The 16,215-nt window shown below is 67.6% G+C and carries 15 protein-coding genes; 9 read left to right on the top strand and 6 right to left on the bottom strand.

The window, feature by feature from the left end; all coding sequences use genetic code 11:
- Positions 1-122: 122 nt before the first annotated feature.
- Entirely contained in the window at positions 123-1,070 is a 948-nt protein-coding gene (locus tag DPV79_RS13380; RefSeq protein WP_111997998.1) for a GlxA family transcriptional regulator, read from the bottom strand.
- Positions 1,071-1,174: 104 nt separating this feature from the next.
- The gene (locus tag DPV79_RS42640; protein WP_155644012.1) at positions 1,175-1,342 is read right to left on the bottom strand and encodes a hypothetical protein; all 168 of its coding nucleotides are present in this window, start codon (positions 1,340-1,342) and stop codon (positions 1,175-1,177) included.
- A 42-nt stretch (positions 1,343-1,384) separates the two neighbouring features.
- On the opposite strand from DPV79_RS42640, the gene DPV79_RS13375 reads away from it, so the two are divergent.
- The 4 genes from DPV79_RS13375 to DPV79_RS13360 all read left to right on the top strand — a co-directional run bounded on the left by DPV79_RS13375 (position 1,385) and on the right by DPV79_RS13360 (position 5,915).
- The gene (locus tag DPV79_RS13375; protein WP_113045612.1) at positions 1,385-2,194 is read left to right on the top strand and encodes an SDR family NAD(P)-dependent oxidoreductase; all 810 of its coding nucleotides are present in this window, start codon (positions 1,385-1,387) and stop codon (positions 2,192-2,194) included.
- Positions 2,195-2,228: 34 nt separating this feature from the next.
- On the top strand, positions 2,229-3,095 hold the full coding sequence (locus tag DPV79_RS13370) for a type 1 glutamine amidotransferase domain-containing protein (protein WP_113045611.1): 867 nt from the start codon (positions 2,229-2,231) through the stop codon (positions 3,093-3,095).
- Between the two features lie 241 nt (positions 3,096-3,336).
- Positions 3,337-4,527: a M20 aminoacylase family protein gene (locus DPV79_RS13365; protein ID WP_113045610.1), complete on the top strand. Its 1,191-nt coding sequence runs from the start codon at positions 3,337-3,339 to the stop codon at positions 4,525-4,527.
- Positions 4,528-4,583: 56 nt separating this feature from the next.
- Complete coding sequence (locus DPV79_RS13360; protein WP_113045609.1) at positions 4,584-5,915, top strand: MFS transporter; 1,332 nt, start codon at positions 4,584-4,586, stop codon at positions 5,913-5,915.
- A gap of 34 nt (positions 5,916-5,949) precedes the next feature.
- On the opposite strand, the gene DPV79_RS13355 is transcribed toward DPV79_RS13360, so the two are convergent.
- Positions 5,950-6,870: a LysR family transcriptional regulator gene (locus DPV79_RS13355; protein WP_059496357.1), complete on the bottom strand. Its 921-nt coding sequence runs from the start codon at positions 6,868-6,870 to the stop codon at positions 5,950-5,952.
- A 136-nt stretch (positions 6,871-7,006) separates the two neighbouring features.
- On the opposite strand from DPV79_RS13355, the gene DPV79_RS13350 reads away from it, so the two are divergent.
- Positions 7,007-7,780: a transporter substrate-binding domain-containing protein gene (locus DPV79_RS13350; RefSeq protein ID WP_113045608.1), complete on the top strand. Its 774-nt coding sequence runs from the start codon at positions 7,007-7,009 to the stop codon at positions 7,778-7,780.
- A gap of 59 nt (positions 7,781-7,839) precedes the next feature.
- Positions 7,840-8,955 (top strand): succinylglutamate desuccinylase/aspartoacylase family protein, encoded by a 1,116-nt coding sequence (locus DPV79_RS13345; RefSeq protein ID WP_113045607.1) that lies wholly within the window; start codon positions 7,840-7,842, stop codon positions 8,953-8,955.
- Between the two features lie 158 nt (positions 8,956-9,113).
- Here the strand turns inward: DPV79_RS13345 and DPV79_RS13340 are convergent, their stop codons facing one another.
- Positions 9,114-10,100 (bottom strand): LysR family transcriptional regulator, encoded by a 987-nt coding sequence (locus tag DPV79_RS13340; RefSeq protein WP_113045663.1) that lies wholly within the window; start codon positions 10,098-10,100, stop codon positions 9,114-9,116.
- 151 nt (positions 10,101-10,251) lie between these two features.
- Here DPV79_RS13340 and DPV79_RS13335 point away from each other — a divergent pair, with 151 nt between their 5' ends.
- Positions 10,252-11,571 carry an MFS transporter gene (locus DPV79_RS13335; RefSeq protein WP_059648954.1) on the top strand — a complete coding sequence of 440 codons (1,320 nt, stop codon included), beginning with the start codon at positions 10,252-10,254 and terminating at the stop codon, positions 11,569-11,571.
- 84 nt (positions 11,572-11,655) lie between these two features.
- Positions 11,656-13,170, top strand: a complete 1,515-nt coding sequence (locus tag DPV79_RS13330; RefSeq protein ID WP_113045606.1) for a M81 family metallopeptidase — start codon at positions 11,656-11,658, stop codon at positions 13,168-13,170.
- 139 nt (positions 13,171-13,309) lie between these two features.
- Here DPV79_RS13330 and DPV79_RS13325 read toward each other — a convergent pair whose 3' ends face one another.
- A complete protein-coding gene (locus DPV79_RS13325; RefSeq protein WP_021156426.1) occupies positions 13,310-14,098 on the bottom strand; it encodes an IclR family transcriptional regulator in 789 nt (262 codons plus the stop codon).
- 227 nt (positions 14,099-14,325) lie between these two features.
- Between DPV79_RS13325 and pcaF the strand changes: the two genes are divergently transcribed.
- Positions 14,326-15,528, top strand: a complete 1,203-nt coding sequence (pcaF, locus tag DPV79_RS13320) for a 3-oxoadipyl-CoA thiolase (RefSeq protein WP_027790454.1) — start codon at positions 14,326-14,328, stop codon at positions 15,526-15,528.
- Positions 15,529-15,658: 130 nt separating this feature from the next.
- Here the strand turns inward: pcaF and DPV79_RS13315 are convergent, their stop codons facing one another.
- Positions 15,659-16,159: a 2-thiouracil desulfurase family protein gene (locus tag DPV79_RS13315; protein WP_113045605.1), complete on the bottom strand. Its 501-nt coding sequence runs from the start codon at positions 16,157-16,159 to the stop codon at positions 15,659-15,661.
- Positions 16,160-16,215: the final 56 nt, after the last annotated feature.

Genomic DNA, 16,215 nt, shown 5'->3' with positions numbered 1-16,215 from the left:
GGCGGCAGCCTTGGCACGTCGTTGACGGGACCCACTCGTCATGCGCGATGGACGAAGCGAGCGCTCACGGTTTGAGCCAGCAAGACTGCGCGGTACCTGTCTGCCTGTTGGTTCAACAAGTCCTAATTCATGAGCGGCGCCACCCCGGAGGCTCGCTGGATGGTCTGCGGGGGTTGCCCAAACGCGCGCAGAAATGCCTGGCGCATGCGCTCGCGGTCGCCGAATCCGGTTTCTCTCGCAATGATTTCGATCGGGTGGCGCGTCGTTTCCATCATCAGGCGGGCGGCTTCGACGCGCAGCCGCTCAACCGCCTTGGCGGGGGATTGCCCCGTTTCCTCCCGGAACACGCGGCTGAATTGGCGTGGGCTCAAACGTGCCGCCTCTGCCAGACGTTCCACCGACAGATCGCTCGCCAGGTTTTCGCTCGCGTAGGTCAGCGCCATTTGCACGCGGTCCGATCGCGCGTTCAGTTCCAGCAAGGTCGAGAATTGCGACTGGCCACCGCCGCGCCGTTGGTACAGCACGAGCTTGCGCGCGACCATGCGCGCCGTTTCCAGCCCGAAGTCGCTTTCGACGATCGCCAGCGCCAGATCTACCCCGGCGCTCATGCCGGCCGAAGTCCAGACCTGACCGTCCACGACGAAGATGCGATCTTCGTCGAGCTGCACGTTCGGATATTGCTTCTTGAAGGCCCGCGCGTGATACCAGTGCGTCGTGGCACGTTTCCCGTCGAGGAGCCCGGCGGCCGCGAGGACGAAGGCTCCCGTACATATCGACGCAATGCGCCGCGAGTGGAAGGGCGCGCGACGCAGGAAGTCGACCAGCGTCGCCGACGGCAGCCGGCATTCGTTGTCGCCGGCGACGATCAGCGTGTCATATCCCGCTTCGGCCAGCGGTTCGGTGTTGACCGAAAAGCCCTGCGACGACATGACCGCGCCGCCGTGCTCGGACGCGATCCGGAACTGGTACACCTCTTCGCCGCGCAGCAGATTCGCGTACTCGAACACGCTCGCCACTGCGAGCGCGAGCGACTGGAACTGGGGGTAAACAACAAGCCCGACGGTGTGCATGACGTCCGCCATGTGTGTGTCCTGATCAATTGAATCTAGCATAAAACGGACATCGTCACGGGCGGCGTCGGCGTGTCATCAGATGGCATGGCGCGCGGTCGCCTTCAGGAAGCAATGCGCCGAGCGGAGCCAGCGACAGCACCGATTTTGGGTAACCGGGCGCCTGTTTCAAAGGACGAATCTGCAAGGTTTCCGGTCAGCGTGCGGATGGCATGAATCATTGCATATATGACATTGAGGATGAGTTCGGTCGACGCCAGAATTCGTTCCACGAACCGACACCCGGTCGGCTCAATTCACGGAACGGAAAAATCATGACCACTTCCACGAAAGGCACCGCGCTGATCACGGGCGCATCGGCTGGCATCGGCGCCGTTTACGCAGACCGCCTCGCGAAGCGCGGCTACGACCTCGTCCTGGTGGCGCGTAACCAGGACCGTCTGAACACGCTCGCGCGCCGCCTCATGGCCGAAACCGGCCGCTCGGTCGAGACCGTCGCCGCCGATCTGAACGACAAGGCCGCGCTCGCGAAGATCGAAGGCGTCCTGCGCGAGAACAGCAACATCACGATGCTGGTGAACAACGCGGGAATCGGCTCGGTCGCGTCGATTCTCGACGGCGACGTCGACACGATGGAATCGATGATCAATCTGAACATCACCGCGCTCACGCGCCTGACTTACGCCGTCGCACCGGTATTCGCCAGCAAGGGCACGGGCACCATCATCAACATCAGCTCGGTCGTCGGTATTGCGGTCGAACTGCTGAACGGCGTGTACAGCGCATCGAAGTCGTATGTGCTGAGTTTCGGTCACACACTTCAGCGCGACCTGGCGGACAAGGGCGTGCGCGTGCAGACCGTGCTGCCAGCAGCGACGGCGACCGAGTTCTGGGATGTGGCCGGCTATGCGAAGCAGAAGGAGGCCGCCAGCACGATGTCGGCCGACGACCTGGTGGATGCCGCGCTCGCGGGCCTCGATCAGGGCGAGTTGGTGACGATCCCGACGCTCCATGACGCCGATGGCTGGACGCAATGGGAAGCGGCCCGCCGCGCACTCACGCCCCAATTCGCCAACGCCAAGGCCGCTCCGCGCTACGCGGCGGATGCCGGGACCGGCGCTTGAACCGGCTCACTCAATTTTTCAGAAGGTATTGATCATGAACATTCTCAAGATCGGTGCGGCCGTACTCGCAACGGCCACCGCGTTTGCATTGCCGGTGGGCGCGTCGGCGCAGTCGCGCGGCAAGGTGCTGGTTGTCATGTCGAGCGCTCACACGCTCGATCTGCGCGACGGCAAGAAGTACTCGACGGGTTATTACCTCAATGAATTCGTCGTGCCGTACCGCAAGCTCGTCGAGGCCGGCTACGAGCCGGTGATCGCCAATCCGAACGGCGACATGCCGGTGATGGACGCGAACTCGAACAACACGCTGTTTTTCGGCGGCGACGATACGGCGCGTGCGGACGCACTGAAATACGCACAAGGCATCGCGCAACTGAAGCATCCGAAGACGCTGGCGTCAGTCGTCTCCGAGGGGACCGCCGGTTACGTCGGCCTGTTTATCCCGGGCGGCCATGCGCCGATGGTCGACCTGCTCAAGGACCGGAATCTCGGCAAGATCCTGGTCAGCTTCCACGACAGCGGCCGTCCCACCGGGATCATCTGTCACGGGCCGATCGTGTTGCTGTCCACGCTGCGCGACCCGAATGCCTTCGTTGCATCGATGGTCGCCAACGACGGCAACGCGAATTCCCTCGCGGCCGGCTGGCCGTATGCCGGTTACCGGATGACTGTCTTCTCGACGGGCGAGGAGCAGCAGCTCGAAGGCCCGAGCGGGCTCGGCGGCAACGTGCAGTTCTATCCGGTGAACGCGTTGGCCGAAGCCGGCGCTCACGTCGACACGGTGGCGAACTGGCACAGCAACGTGGTCGTCGATCGCGAGCTGATCACGGGGCAGCAGCCGATGTCGGCGCCGGAATTCGGCGACGTCCTCGTGGCGAAACTGAATGCCCGGACGAACTGAATTCGTCTGCGATGGCAACGGCCGGGCGTGTCGCGCCCGGCCGCTCCGACTTGGTTGCCAATTACCGGAAAGCCGTGACGTTCGCGTCGAAAGCGATAAGCCGACTACGCATTAACCCTGATTAAAAATACTTATCACGGTGAAAAATTCCGCATCTTATTGAACCGATATCGGCTGGCTATAGTGGCTCGCTTTCCCGCACGCGCCACCGGCGTGCGCAGACAAACGCAGGAGCCCCTTGATGACCACCGATACCCGCTTCACCGAAGTCGAGGATCTGATGCCCGCCGCCGGCGGGCTGCGCGAGATCCGTCACCACATCCATCACCACCCCGAACTCGCATACGAAGAGCACGACACGGCCGCGCTCGTCGCGGACAAGCTCGAGCAATGGGGCTGGCAGGTGACGCGCGGGGTCGGCAAGACGGGCGTGGTCGGCACGCTGCGGGTGGGCGACGGCGCGCGCAGCATCGGCATTCGCGCGGACATGGACGCACTGCCGATCGTCGAGGCGACCGGCCTGCCGTATGCGAGCGGCACGCACGGCAAGATGCACGCATGCGGCCACGACGGCCACACGACGATGCTGCTCGGCGCCGCGCAGCATCTCGCGAAGACACGCAACTTCTCCGGCACCGTGCACCTGTATTTCCAGCCGGCGGAAGAGCACGGCGTCGACAGCGGCGCGAAGAAGATGATCGACGACGGTCTGTTCGAACGCTTCCCGTGCGACGCCGTGTTCGGCATGCACAACCATCCGGGCGCGGCGCCGGGCGTGTTCCTCACGCGGCGCGGCCCGTTCATGTCGGCCGGCGACAAGGCGATCGTCACGATCGAAGGCGTCGGCGGCCACGCGGCACGGCCGCACCTGACGGTCGACCCGGTCGTCGTCGCGGCCAGCATCGTGATGGCGCTGCAGACGATCGTCGCGCGCAACGTCGACCCCGCGCAGCCGGCGGTCGTCACGGTCGGCTCGATGCACGCGGGCACCGCGAACAACGTGATCCCGAACGGCGCGCGCCTCGAACTCAGCGTGCGTTCGTTCAGCCCCGACGTGCGCGCGCTGCTCAAGCGCCGCATCACCGAGCTGGCCGAATCGCAGGCCGCGAGCTACGGCGCGACGGCCAGTGTCGAGTACATCGAAGGTTATCCGGTCGTCGTCAATACGGATGCCGAAACGGATTTCGCCGCGCAGGTCGCACGCGAACTCGTCGGCGATGCGCACGTGGTCGAGCAGACCGACCTGCTGATGGGCAGCGAGGATTTCGCATTCATGCTGCAGCAGCGGCCGGGCTCGTTCGTGCGGCTCGGCAACGGCGAAGGCGAGGACGGCTGCATGGTGCACAACCCGAAATACGACTTCAACGATCGCAACCTGCCGATCGGCGCGGCGTTCTGGACGCGCCTCGTCGAGCGTTACCTCGGGCAGTGATCGCGGCGGCGGCGCGCGGCCGCCGCTTCCGGCCGCATTGACAGGAGAGGATAGCGATGCAGAAAGACCATCTCGCGCTGCACCCCGCGTCGACGGGGGGCGCCGAAGCCGACGCGCCGCGCGCACCGGCCGTCACGCGGCGCGGTGCGATCGCGGCGGCCGTGATCGGCAACTGGCTGGAATTCTTCGATTTCACCGTGTACGGCTTCTTCGCGGTGCTGATCGGCAAGCTGTTCTTCCCGTCGAGCGACCCGACCACGTCGCTGCTGCTGTCGGTTGCGACGTTCGCCGCCGGCTTCTTCACGCGGCCGCTCGGCAGCGTCGTGCTCGGCGTCTACGCGGATCGCAGGGGGCGCAAGGCCGCGCTGAACCTGACGATCATGCTGATGGCGCTCGGCACGGGCCTGATCGCGATCGCGCCGACCTATGCGCAGGTCGGCGTGGCCGCGCCGCTGCTCGTCGTGTTTGCGCGGCTGATGCAGGGCTTCTCGCAGGGCGGTGAATTCGGCGCGGCGACGACGACGCTGCTCGAACAGGGCGGCACGTCGCGTCGCGCGTTCCGCGCGAGCTGGCAGCTCGCGACGCAGGGCGGCGCCGCGCTGATGGGCTCGGGTTTCGCGGCGCTGCTGTCGAACACGATGACGAAGGACGCGCTCGAAAGCTGGGGCTGGCGGCTGCCGTTCCTCGTCGGCGTGCTGATCGCGCCGGTCGGCATGTACCTGCGCCGCCGGCTCGCGGACGATGCGCCCGGCGACAGCCATCACGGGATCGAGCGCGGCGTGCTGCACGAGCTGTTCTCGAAGCACACGCGCACGGTGCTGCTGCTGATGCTCACGGTGATGGGCGGCACGGTGTCGACCTACATCCTGACGTTCTACATGCCGACCTATGCGATCCACACGCTCGGGCTGCCGATGAAGCTGTCGATGTTCGTCGGCGTCGCGTCGGGCTGCGTGATGCTGGTCACGTGCCCGCTGTTCGGCTGGCTGTCGGACCGGCTCGGCAGCCGTCGCCTGCCGATCTTCGTCGGCCGCGGCGTGCTGGTCCTGTTGCTGTTCCCGGCGTTCTGGCTGATGAACCACCACCCGACGCTGTCGGTGATCCTGCCGCTGACCGCGCTGATGCTGCTGTTCTATTCGCTCGGCTCGGCGTCGGAAATGGCGCTGATGTGCGAGTCGCTGCCGCGCCACGTGCGCGCGACCGGCATCTCGATCGCGTATGCGCTCGCGGTGACGATCTTCGGCGGCACCGCGCAGCTGATCGCGACCTGGCTCGTGAAGACGACCGGCAGCAGGCTCGCGCCGGCCGGCTACGTGGCCGCGTGCGTGGTGCTGTCGCTGATCGCGGTCGCGATGCTGCGCGAGACGGCGCGGGAGTCGCTGGACTGACGCGCGGCACGGCAAGGCGGGCTGCAGTACGCGCTTACCGCCCGCGCACCATCCTCAGGTACGACGCGAGCATCGTCGCGAGTTCCTGCGCGGCCGGCGTCAGCGGCACGGCCGCGCGCTGCAGCAGGCAGATGTCCTGCGATTCGGCCTGCTCGCGCACGGGCACCTTCGCGAGCGCGCCGGCGAACGGCCCGTGCCGCGTGATGGCTTCGGTTTCGAGCGCGAGGGAATCGGTCTGCGTGACGATCTGCAGCGTCTCGAACATCCCTTCGACGGTCGCGAGAATCCTCGGCGGCGGCTGGCCGTGCGCGTCGAAGTACGCGAGCAGCCGGTTCACGACCGGGTCGGCGCTCAGGTTCGGCGAGCGCGTCGACACCCACGCGTAGCCGGCCAGTTCGGCGAGCGATTTTGCGTGCATCGCCGGATGCCCGTTGCGGCACACGACCACCGGCGCTGAAGCACGCAGCGGCGTGACAGCGAGATCGGTCGTGTCGGTCTGCTTCGCGACCAGCGCGATCGCGAAATCCACCGCGCTTTCGCGCAGCCAGCCGATCATCATCCGCGACGTGCCGGTGCGCAGGTGCACGTCGACCTTGTCGAAGCGCGCGCGGAACGCGCTCAGCACGGGCGCGAACGCGTCGATCAGCGGTTCGGCCACGAGGCCGAGCGTGACGGTGCCTTCGTACGCGCCGCTCAACTGCCGGATCTCCCGCTCGACCTGCTCGCATTCGCCGAGGATCGAACCGGAGCGCGCGAGCAGCCGCTGGCCGACGGCCGTCGGCACGATCCCGCGATTGGTGCGCGTGAACAGCGTCGCGCCGAGCGTCGCCTCGAGGCTCTGCAGCTGCTGCGTGACGCCGCTCTGCGCGAGATCGAGCGCGCGTGCGGCGGCGCGCAGGCTGCCGTGCTCGACGACGGCCTGGAAGATGCGGAGCTGGGAGAGCGTGAACGCCATGGGCACGCGCGGGGCCGGTGATCGGAAATACCGATCATGATAAGGCAGTCGATGGTTCCGGCGGCGGCCCGTGCCGCCTACGATCGCAGGCAGTCCGGCTGATGCCGTTTGCGTTCCTTCCTGTCCTCCGTCGACCATGAAACGTATCCTCGTCCCGCTCGTTTCTCTGTGCCTTGGCTGGGCTGCCACGTCCGCGTTTGCACTCGACGCGCACGTCGTGCGCCTCGGCATCGATCCGACCTATCCGCCGATGGATGCGAAAGCGCCCGACGGCAGCCTGAAGGGCTTCGACGTCGATCTCGGCAACGAGATCTGCCGCCGCGCGCAGTTGCGCTGCCAGTGGGTCGAGCTTGAATTCTCCGGGATGATTCCCGCGCTGCAGGCGCGCAAGATCGACGCGATCCTGTCGTCGATGGCGATCACCGAAAAGCGCGAGAAGCAGATCCTGTTCTCGTCGAAGCTGTTCCGCTTCAAGTCGCGGCTCGTCGCGCGGCCCGGGAGCGGCCTCGGCAGCACGACCGCGTCGCTGGCCGGCAAGCGTGTCGGCGTGCAGTCGGGCACGCAGTTCGAATCGTGGGCGCTCGCGCACTGGGCGACGGCCGGCGTGAGCGTGGTGCCGTACAAGAGCCAGGACGACGTGTTCGCCGATCTCGTCAACGGCCGCCTCGACGCGGCGCTGCTCGGCACCGTGGAAGCCGACTACGGCTTCCTGCGCCAGCCGCGCGGCAAGGGCTTCGCGTTCGTCGGCGCGCCGCTCGACATGGGCGATCGCGGCGTCGGCATCGGCATGCGGCAGTCGGATACGGCGCTCAAGGCGTCGATCGACGGCGCGATCGCGTCGATGCTGAAGGACGGCACGTACGACCGGATCGCGAAGAAGTATTTCGACTTCAACCCGTACGGCGACTGAACGCCAAGCCTCCGCGCCGTTGCACCCGCGGCCCCGTTTTCATCCGTTCGAGACTCTCGATGCAGATTCGCACCACGCCACTCCTGTCGCCGTCGATCGGCACGCAGCGCACGCTGACGAGCTTTAATTTCGGGCCGGCCGGCACCGGCCGCAAGATCTACCTGCAGGCCGCGCTGCACGCGGACGAGACGCCCGCGATGCTCGCGGCGTTCGTGCTGAAGCAGCGTCTCGCGCAACTCGAGGCCGAAGGCCGGCTCGCGGCCGAGATCGTGCTCGTGCCGGTCGCGAACCCGGTTGGCCTCAATCACCATCTGCTCGGGCAGTTCATCGGCCGTTTCGATCTTGCGAGCGGCCGCAACTTCAATCGCGGTTTCCTGCCGCTCGCGGACATCGCCGCGCGTGCGCGCGACCGGCTCGGCGACGACGGCGAACGCAATCGCGCGATCGTGCGCGAATGTGTCGGCGCGGCGCTCGACGATATCGCACCGCGTACGGAATTCGATGCGCTTCAACTGGCGTTGCTGAAGCTGTCGTTCGATGCCGAGGTCGTGATCGACCTGCATTGTTCGCTCGAAGCGGTGATGCACGTGTACACGAGCGATACCGCGTGGCCGCAAGTCGAGCCGCTTGCGCGCTATCTCGGCGCGCAGGTGTCGCTGCTCGCCGAGGATTCGGGCGGGCACGCGTTCGACGATGCGCATCATCTGCTGTGGTCGCAGTTGCGGCAGCACTTGCCGGCCGGCACGCCGATGGCGGCCGGCACCGTGGCCGTGACGGTCGAGTGCCGGGGGCAGCGCGACGTCACGTACGACCATGCGGAGCGCGATGCCGATGCGCTCGTCGCCTATCTCGTGTGGCGCGGCGCGGTACGCGGCGAACGCGTGCCGCTGCCGCCGCTCGCCGCGCCGGCCACACCGCTCGCGGGCAGCGAGCAGTTCTACGCGCCGGTGAGCGGGATCCTCGTGCACCGCGCGGCGATCGGCGCGACGATCCGCGCCGGCGATCCGCTGTTCGACATCGTCGATCCGCTGACCGACGCGATCACGACGATCTCGAGCGGGACCGACGGCGTGTTCTACATGCGCCGCGCGATTCGTTTCGTCACGGCCGGCGCGCCGCTCGGCCGCGTGACGGGTGCCGTGCCGGTGCGCAAGGGGATGTTGCTCGGCGCGTGACGAGCGGCGCGCGTCGCGCGCGACGAATCCGACCTGTATGAGATCGTCGAGAAACTTCGGTTTCCTCAGATAATCGCTCGTCGCTCGATCCCGGCCTGCACCGGGTCGGCCGCCTGTAGACGGCCGGCGGACGCAGGCCGCATCGTCAGCCGGGCCGTTCATGGCCCGCCGCGACGCACGGCAGCACGCTTGCCTGACTTGCCGCGCGCCGTTGTCCCGCCGTTGCGCCCGCCCGCGTCCGAAAACATCTTCATGTCCCGAAGGATGCCGCGCAGCAGCGTATCGGCTGCCACCCCGAGCGTGCGTCCGGCCTTGACCAGCAGCCGCGCGTTGGCTGCCTCGAGCAGCGGATGGGCGACGGGAACGGCGACGAGTTCTCCCGCCCCCAGTTCCTGATAGGCCGCGAACGCGGCGAGCAGCGTGACGCCGTCGTTGCGCCTGACGAAGTGGCGCAGCACGGCCAGCGAGTTGGTGGTCAGCGTCGGGTGGAGCTGGATGTTCTCCGCATAGGCGAGCATCTGTACGGCCTGCCCGAGACCGAACGCCGGCGGCATCAACGCGAGCGGATAACCGGCGAGTTCGTGTACCGCGACGGGCCGGCCCCGCGCGGCGAGCGGGTGCCCGGGATGCACGAGCGCCACCACCGGCTGCGGCGCGGTGGCGACGTACTCGATATCCGGATGCGCCGGGGGATTGTAGGCGAGGCCGATATGCGCGCGGCTCTCGGCGACTTCCTGCAGCAAGGTGCTGACCGGAAGGATATCGACGGTGACGTCGAGCTTCGGATAGCGCGCGCAAAAGTCGGTGAGCACCTCGTCCATCAGGCAGTCGATATAGCCTTCGCTGGTGGCGATGCGGATCTGGCCGTGTTGCAGGCCGTGCAGCGCCTGCAGGCGGTCTTCGAACAGTTCCTGCTGGGAGCGGCAGCCGCGCCAGTATTCGAGCAGGTGCGCCGCGGCTTCGGTCGGCCGGACACCGCGCGGCTGGCGCTCGAACAGCGGGGCCCCGATTTCTTCCTCGAGCAGCCGGATCTGCCGCGTGATGACGGACGGCGACGTGTTGATGCTGTCGGCCGCGCCGCGGATCGAGCCGTGCGTCAGGACTTCATGGAAATAGCGCAGGCGGCGCTGGTTCAGTTCGCGCATGGTGTCGGTCCGTTTGCCGTGGAAGTGTTGCTCGTTGAGCAACGATAACTCGCTTAGGTTGCTATTGCGCTGCTTTTTCGGCTCCTCGACGATTCGAACGGAGTCGATCATCGATGCGGGATTCGAAGCAATACGCCCTAAAGGAGAGCGCATGTCCGCCATTCCATCCCCTCAAGACCCGGTCGCGCCCGACAGCCCGGCGCATCAGGCCCTGTACCGCAAGCTGAACTGGCGCCTGCTGCCGTTTCTGCTGCTCTGCTACACGTTCGCCTATCTCGATCGCGTGAATATCGGGTTCGCCAAGCTCTCGATGCAGAGCGACCTGGGGATCTCCGATGCGGTGTACGGGCTGGGCGCGGGCATCTTCTTTCTCGGCTATGTGCTGTTCGAGATCCCGAGCAACCTGCTGCTGCCGCGGATCGGCGCACGCAAGACCATCAGCCGGATCATGGTGCTGTGGGGCCTGACCTCGGCGGGCATGATGTTCGTCCACGACGAGACCACCTTCTACGGGATGCGCTTCCTGCTCGGCGTGTTCGAGGCCGGTTTCGCGCCGGGGATGATCTTTTACCTGACCTACTGGTATGGCCAGCGCCGCATGGCCGGCGTGATGGCGGTCGTGATGCTCGCGGGCCCGATCGGCGGCGCCTTCGGCTCGCCGCTGTCGGCGTGGCTGATGACCGGGCTGTCCGGTGCCCACGGCCTGGCCGGCTGGCAGTGGATGTTCATCGTCGAAGGCCTGCCGTGCGTGCTGCTCGGCGCGCTCGCACTCAAGGTCCTGTCCGACCGGCCGGCCGACGCAGCCTGGCTGACCGACGACGAGAAGCGGTTGCTCGCCGCCGAGCTGCACGCACCCGGCGCCGGTCATCACTCGTTCGGACAGGTGTTGCGCGACCCGCGCGTGTACCTGCTGGCGTTCGCGTACTTCACGATCATCTGCGGAATCTACGCGGTGAGTTTCTGGCTGCCGTCGATCCTCAAGGCCGACGGCGTGACCGACACGATGCAGATCGGGCTGTACTCGATGATCCCGTACGTCTGCGCCGCGATCGCGATGATCGTCATCGGCCGCCGGTCGGACCGCCGCGGCGAACGCCGTTTCCACAGTGCCGTGCCGGCCCTGATCGGCGCGATCGCGCTGGCCGTGGCGACGACGGCCAACGGCAATCTCGTCGTCTCGCTGGTCGGCATGACGATCGCCACGTCGATGATCTGGGCCGCGTACACGGTGTTCTGGGCGATTCCGTCGCAATACCTGAAGGGCGACGCGGCCGCGGGCGGCATCGCGCTGATCAATACGATCGGCCTGATCGGCGGCTTCCTGAGCCCGACCATCATCGGCGCGATCCACTCGGCGACGGGCAGCATGGCAGCCGGCCTGCTGGTCATGGTCGCGCTGCTGGTCGCGGGCGCCGCGGTGCTCGTGGCGAACCGGCTGCCCGCGCCGCACGACGCGTTGGCGACGGCGTGATATCGCGGGCCCGCAAACGCTCGCGACCTCCGTCGCGGCGTGGCGCGGCCCGTGCCTTGACTACCCATTTCCGGAGACACGTTTTTGAACACGCGGATCTTGATTGCCGGCTTTCAGCATGAAACCAATACGTTTGCGCCGTCGAAAGCCGCTTACGCAAACTTCGAGCGCGGCGAGGGCTTCCCGGCCATGGTGCGGGGCGACGACGTGCTTGCGCTGCGCGACGTCAACATTCCCGCGGGCGGATTCATCGTCGCGGCGGAACGACGCGGCTGGACCCTGCTGCCGGTCATCTGGGCGGGCGCGAGCCCGTCGGCCCACGTGACCGAGGATGCGTTCGAGCGCATTGCCGGCGAAATCCTCGCGGCGGTTCGCAGCAGAGGCTACGACGCGGTGTACCTCGACCTGCACGGCGCGATGGTCGCCGAGCATACCGACGACGGCGAAGGCACGTTGCTGGAGCGCGTGCGCGCCGCGGTCGGCCCGGCCGTGCCGGTGGTCGCGTCGCTCGACCTGCATGCCAACGTCACCGCGAAGATGCTGCACGAGGCCGACGCGCTGGTCGCCTTCCGCACCTATCCGCATGTCGACATGGCCGAGACCGGCGAACGCGCGGCCGTGCTGCTCGAGCGCCTGCTCGTCTCGCGGGCGGCGGGTAGCCGCCCGCTGCATCGCGCAGTGCGGCGGCTGCCGTTCCTGATCCCGATCAACGGCATGTGCACGCTGCTCGAGCCTGCGCGCGGCATGTATGCGGAGCTCGCGGCGCTGGAAACCGGGGCCGTGGCGTCGCTGTCGTTCGCGCCGGGTTTTCCGGCGGCCGATTTTCCCGAATGCGGCCCGGTCATCTGGGGTTACGGCGACGACGCCGCATCGGCCGAGGCCGCCGTGCAGGCGCTCTACGACAGGATGCTGGCGGACGAGGCCGCGTGGCAGGTGCCGTTCCTGTCGCCCGACGCCGCCGTGCGCGAAGCGATGCGGCTTGCCGACGGGGCCGGCAAGCCGGTCGTCATCGCCGATACGCAGGACAATCCCGGCGCGGGCGGCGACTCGAACACGACGGGCATGCTGCGGGCATTGCTGCGCAATGGCGCGAGAGAGGCGGCGATCGGTCTGATCTGGGACCCCGCTGCCGCGGCGGCGGCTCATCGCGCCGGGGTCGGGGCGTTCGTCGAGCTGGCGCTCGGCGGCGTTTCCGGCGTGCCCGGCGACGAGCCGGTCCACGCGCGTTTCGAGGTCGTGAAGTTGTCCGACGGCGTATGCCGGTACGACGGCCCGATGATGAACGGCATGCGCGCGGATATCGGCCCCGTCGCCTGCCTGCGGATCGATGGTGTGCTGATCGTGGTGAGCAGCGGCAAGGCGCAGATGCTCGACCGCAATCTCTATCGCGTGGGCGGCGTCGAGCCGGAAGCGATGCGCATCCTCGTCAACAAGAGCTCGGTGCACTTTCGCGCCGATTTCCAGGGGATCGCCGAGGCGGTGCTCGTTGCCACGGCGCCGGGCCCGATGACGGCCGATCCGGCCGAGTTGCCCTGGACCCGGCTCGCTCCGGGCATCCGGATGAAGCCGATGGGCGACGCATTCGCCGGCAACGGCTGAAGCACGGCACGCCGCCGGCGCGCCGGTGCGCCGGCGAGCGGGCGGCTGTCCTGGACAACGCCGTCGCGCCGGCCGACACAGGGCACCGCGCGTCGTTTCACGCCGCGCGGCGTGCGCGTACCCGCGCGCGGGGCGGCGCTCACCCGCGCCGCGCCACCAACTCCGACACCGTCTGCGCGGCCTGCTGCAGCGGCTCGAGAAACTCCTTCACCATCTGTTTCGCGGTATGCCGCTGCGCGTTGCCGCTGATGTTCATCGCCGCGATGATCTGCCCGCGCCGGTTGCGAATCGGCGCGGACAGCGACATCAGGCCCACTTCGAGCTCCTGGTCGACCACGGCCCAGCCCTGCTGGCGCACCTGTGCGATCGCCGCCTTCAGTTCGCCGAGGTCGGTGATCGTGCGCGGCGTATGCGCGCGGATGCCGCTTTGCGCGAGCGTTTCGTCGAGCGCGGCGTCGTCGAGCGCGGACAGCAGCACGCGGCCCATCGACGTGCAGTACGCGGGCAGCCGGCTGCCGATCGACAGGTTGATCGTCATGATCTTGCGGGTCGGCACGCGCAGCACGTAGACGATCTCGGTGCGGTCGAGCACGGCCGCCGAGCAGCTTTCGTGGATCTGCTCGGACAGTTGCTCCATCACGGGATCGGCGAGATTCCAGAACGGCATCGACGTGAGGTACGCGAAGCCGAGCTCGAGGATCTTCGGCGTGAGCCGGAACAGCCGGCCGTCGGCCTCGACGTAGCCGAGCGTCTGCAGCGTGAGCAGGATCCGGCGTGCGCCCGCGCGCGTGAGCCCGGTGGCCGAGGCGACCTCGGTCAGCGTCTGCTCCGGACGGGCCGCGTCGAACGCGCGGATCACCGCGAGGCCGCGTGCGAACGACTGTACGTAGGAGTCGCCGGGTTTCGTCTGAGTGTCTTCGGTAGTCATGAGCGCCTGGAAAATCGTGCAGCCGAGAAGATAGCGCACGGGGCCCGACACGCCAACCGCACGGCGGGCCGGGCGCTTGACAGGTCGTCCCCGCACTCCCTATGATGCGTTGAACGTTCGATACACGATCTTATGTTCGTATATAGAACATTTAAGCGCATCCCGGCGGGCAATGCAAGGGGCGCGCCCTGTTCATTCCCCAGCCTGTCCTGGGAGCGGAGACACTGATGACCGAAGCTTTTCTGTGTGATGCGATCCGTACGCCGATCGGGCGTTACGGCGGTGCACTGTCCGGCGTGCGCGCCGACGATCTGGGCGCGGTGCCGCTCAAGGCGCTCGTGGAGCGCAACCGCGACGTCGACTGGACGGCGATCGACGACGTGATCTACGGCTGCGCGAACCAGGCCGGCGAGGACAACCGCAACGTCGCGCGCATGTCCGCGCTGCTCGCGGGGCTGCCGCAGGGCGTGCCGGGTTCGACGATCAACCGCCTGTGCGGCTCCGGGATGGATGCGGTCGGCGTGGCCGCCCGTGCGATCAAGTCCGGCGAGGCCGCGCTGATGGTCGCGGGCGGCGTCGAGAGCATGACGCGCGCGCCGTTCGTGATGGGCAAGGCCGCGAGCGCATTCGCGCGCCAGGCCGACATTTATGACACGACGATCGGCTGGCGTTTCGTCAATCCGTTGATGAAACAGCTGTACGGCGTCGATTCGATGCCGGAGACGGCCGAGAACGTCGCGGTCGACTACAACGTCAGCCGCGCCGACCAGGACCTGTTCGCGCTGCGCAGCCAGCAGAAGGCCGCGCGTGCGCAGCAGGACGGCACGCTCGCCGAGGAAATCGTGTCGGTCACGATTCCGCAGAAGAAGGGCGATCCGGTGGTCGTGTCGCGCGACGAGCATCCGCGTGAAACGTCGCTCGAAACGCTTGCGAAGCTGAAGGGCGTCGTGCGCCCGGACGGCTCGGTGACGGCCGGTAACGCGTCGGGCGTCAACGACGGTGCCGCCGCGCTGCTGCTCGCGAACGAGGAAACCGCAAAGCGCTTCGGCCTGACGCCGCGCGCCCGCGTGCTGGGCATCGCGACGGCCGGCGTCGCGCCGCGCGTGATGGGCATCGGCCCCGCGCCCGCCACGCAGAAGCTGCTCGCCCGGCTCGGGATGACGATCGACCAGTTCGACGTGATCGAGCTGAACGAGGCGTTTGCGTCGCAAGGTCTCGCGGTGCTGCGCATGCTCGGCGTCGCCGACGACGATCCCCGCGTGAACCCGAACGGCGGCGCGATCGCACTGGGCCATCCGCTCGGCGCATCGGGCGCGCGTCTCGTGACGACCGCGATGTACCAGCTGCATCGCACGAACGGCCGCTTCGCGCTGTGCACGATGTGCATCGGCGTCGGTCAGGGCATCGCGATCGCGATCGAACGCGTCTGACCCGCGTTTCATGTCTTGCGGCGAAGCGGCGGCCACGAGCCGCTTCGCCGCTCGACCGCTTTGCCGCTCGCCCGATTCGCCGCTTTGGAAACGATGCGCGGCACGAGGATGCTCGTGCCGCGCATCGTCGTTAACCGGCCTGCGACAGCTCCCTGAGACGCGCCTCGAGCGCGTCGATCTCGGTGTCCGCGAACACTTCGATCCCGTGCTCGCGCAGCAACGCCGCCGTGACACCGGCGCCCGCGTGCCGCCGGTTCCCGAAACTCCCGTCATGGATGAACGTGCTGCCGCACGACGGACTGCCGTCGGCCAGGATAGCGAAGCGGCAACCGTGCGCGCGCGCGAGGGCCAGCGCGGTTTGCGCGCCGGCGACGAACGGCGCTGTCACGTCCGAGCCGTTCACGTCGACGATGCGCGCGGCGCCCGACAGTACCTGCTGACCCGATGCGCCGCCGGCGATTTCGGCGGGCGGGCGCGGCACGCTGAAGCCGCCGGCCAGTTCGGGGCAGACGGGCACGAGACGCCCTTCGCGCTGCCACCGTTCGAGTGCCGCGTGCGCGGCGGTCTTGGCCGAGCCGTTGTAACGCACCGGATGGCCGACCACGCACATGCTGACGAGGATCTTCGGCATGGTTGGCGGCTGTGCTTCGTCCTGCAATTTTGCTCTCCGTGATTGCGCGATGGCCG

The sequence above is a fragment of the Burkholderia reimsis genome, from assembly GCF_003294055.1.
GTDB classification, from domain to species: Bacteria; Pseudomonadota; Gammaproteobacteria; order Burkholderiales; family Burkholderiaceae; genus Burkholderia; species Burkholderia cepacia.
Note: the sequence above shows the minus strand (reverse complement) of the source record. Positions and strands in the feature narration are given on the sequence as shown.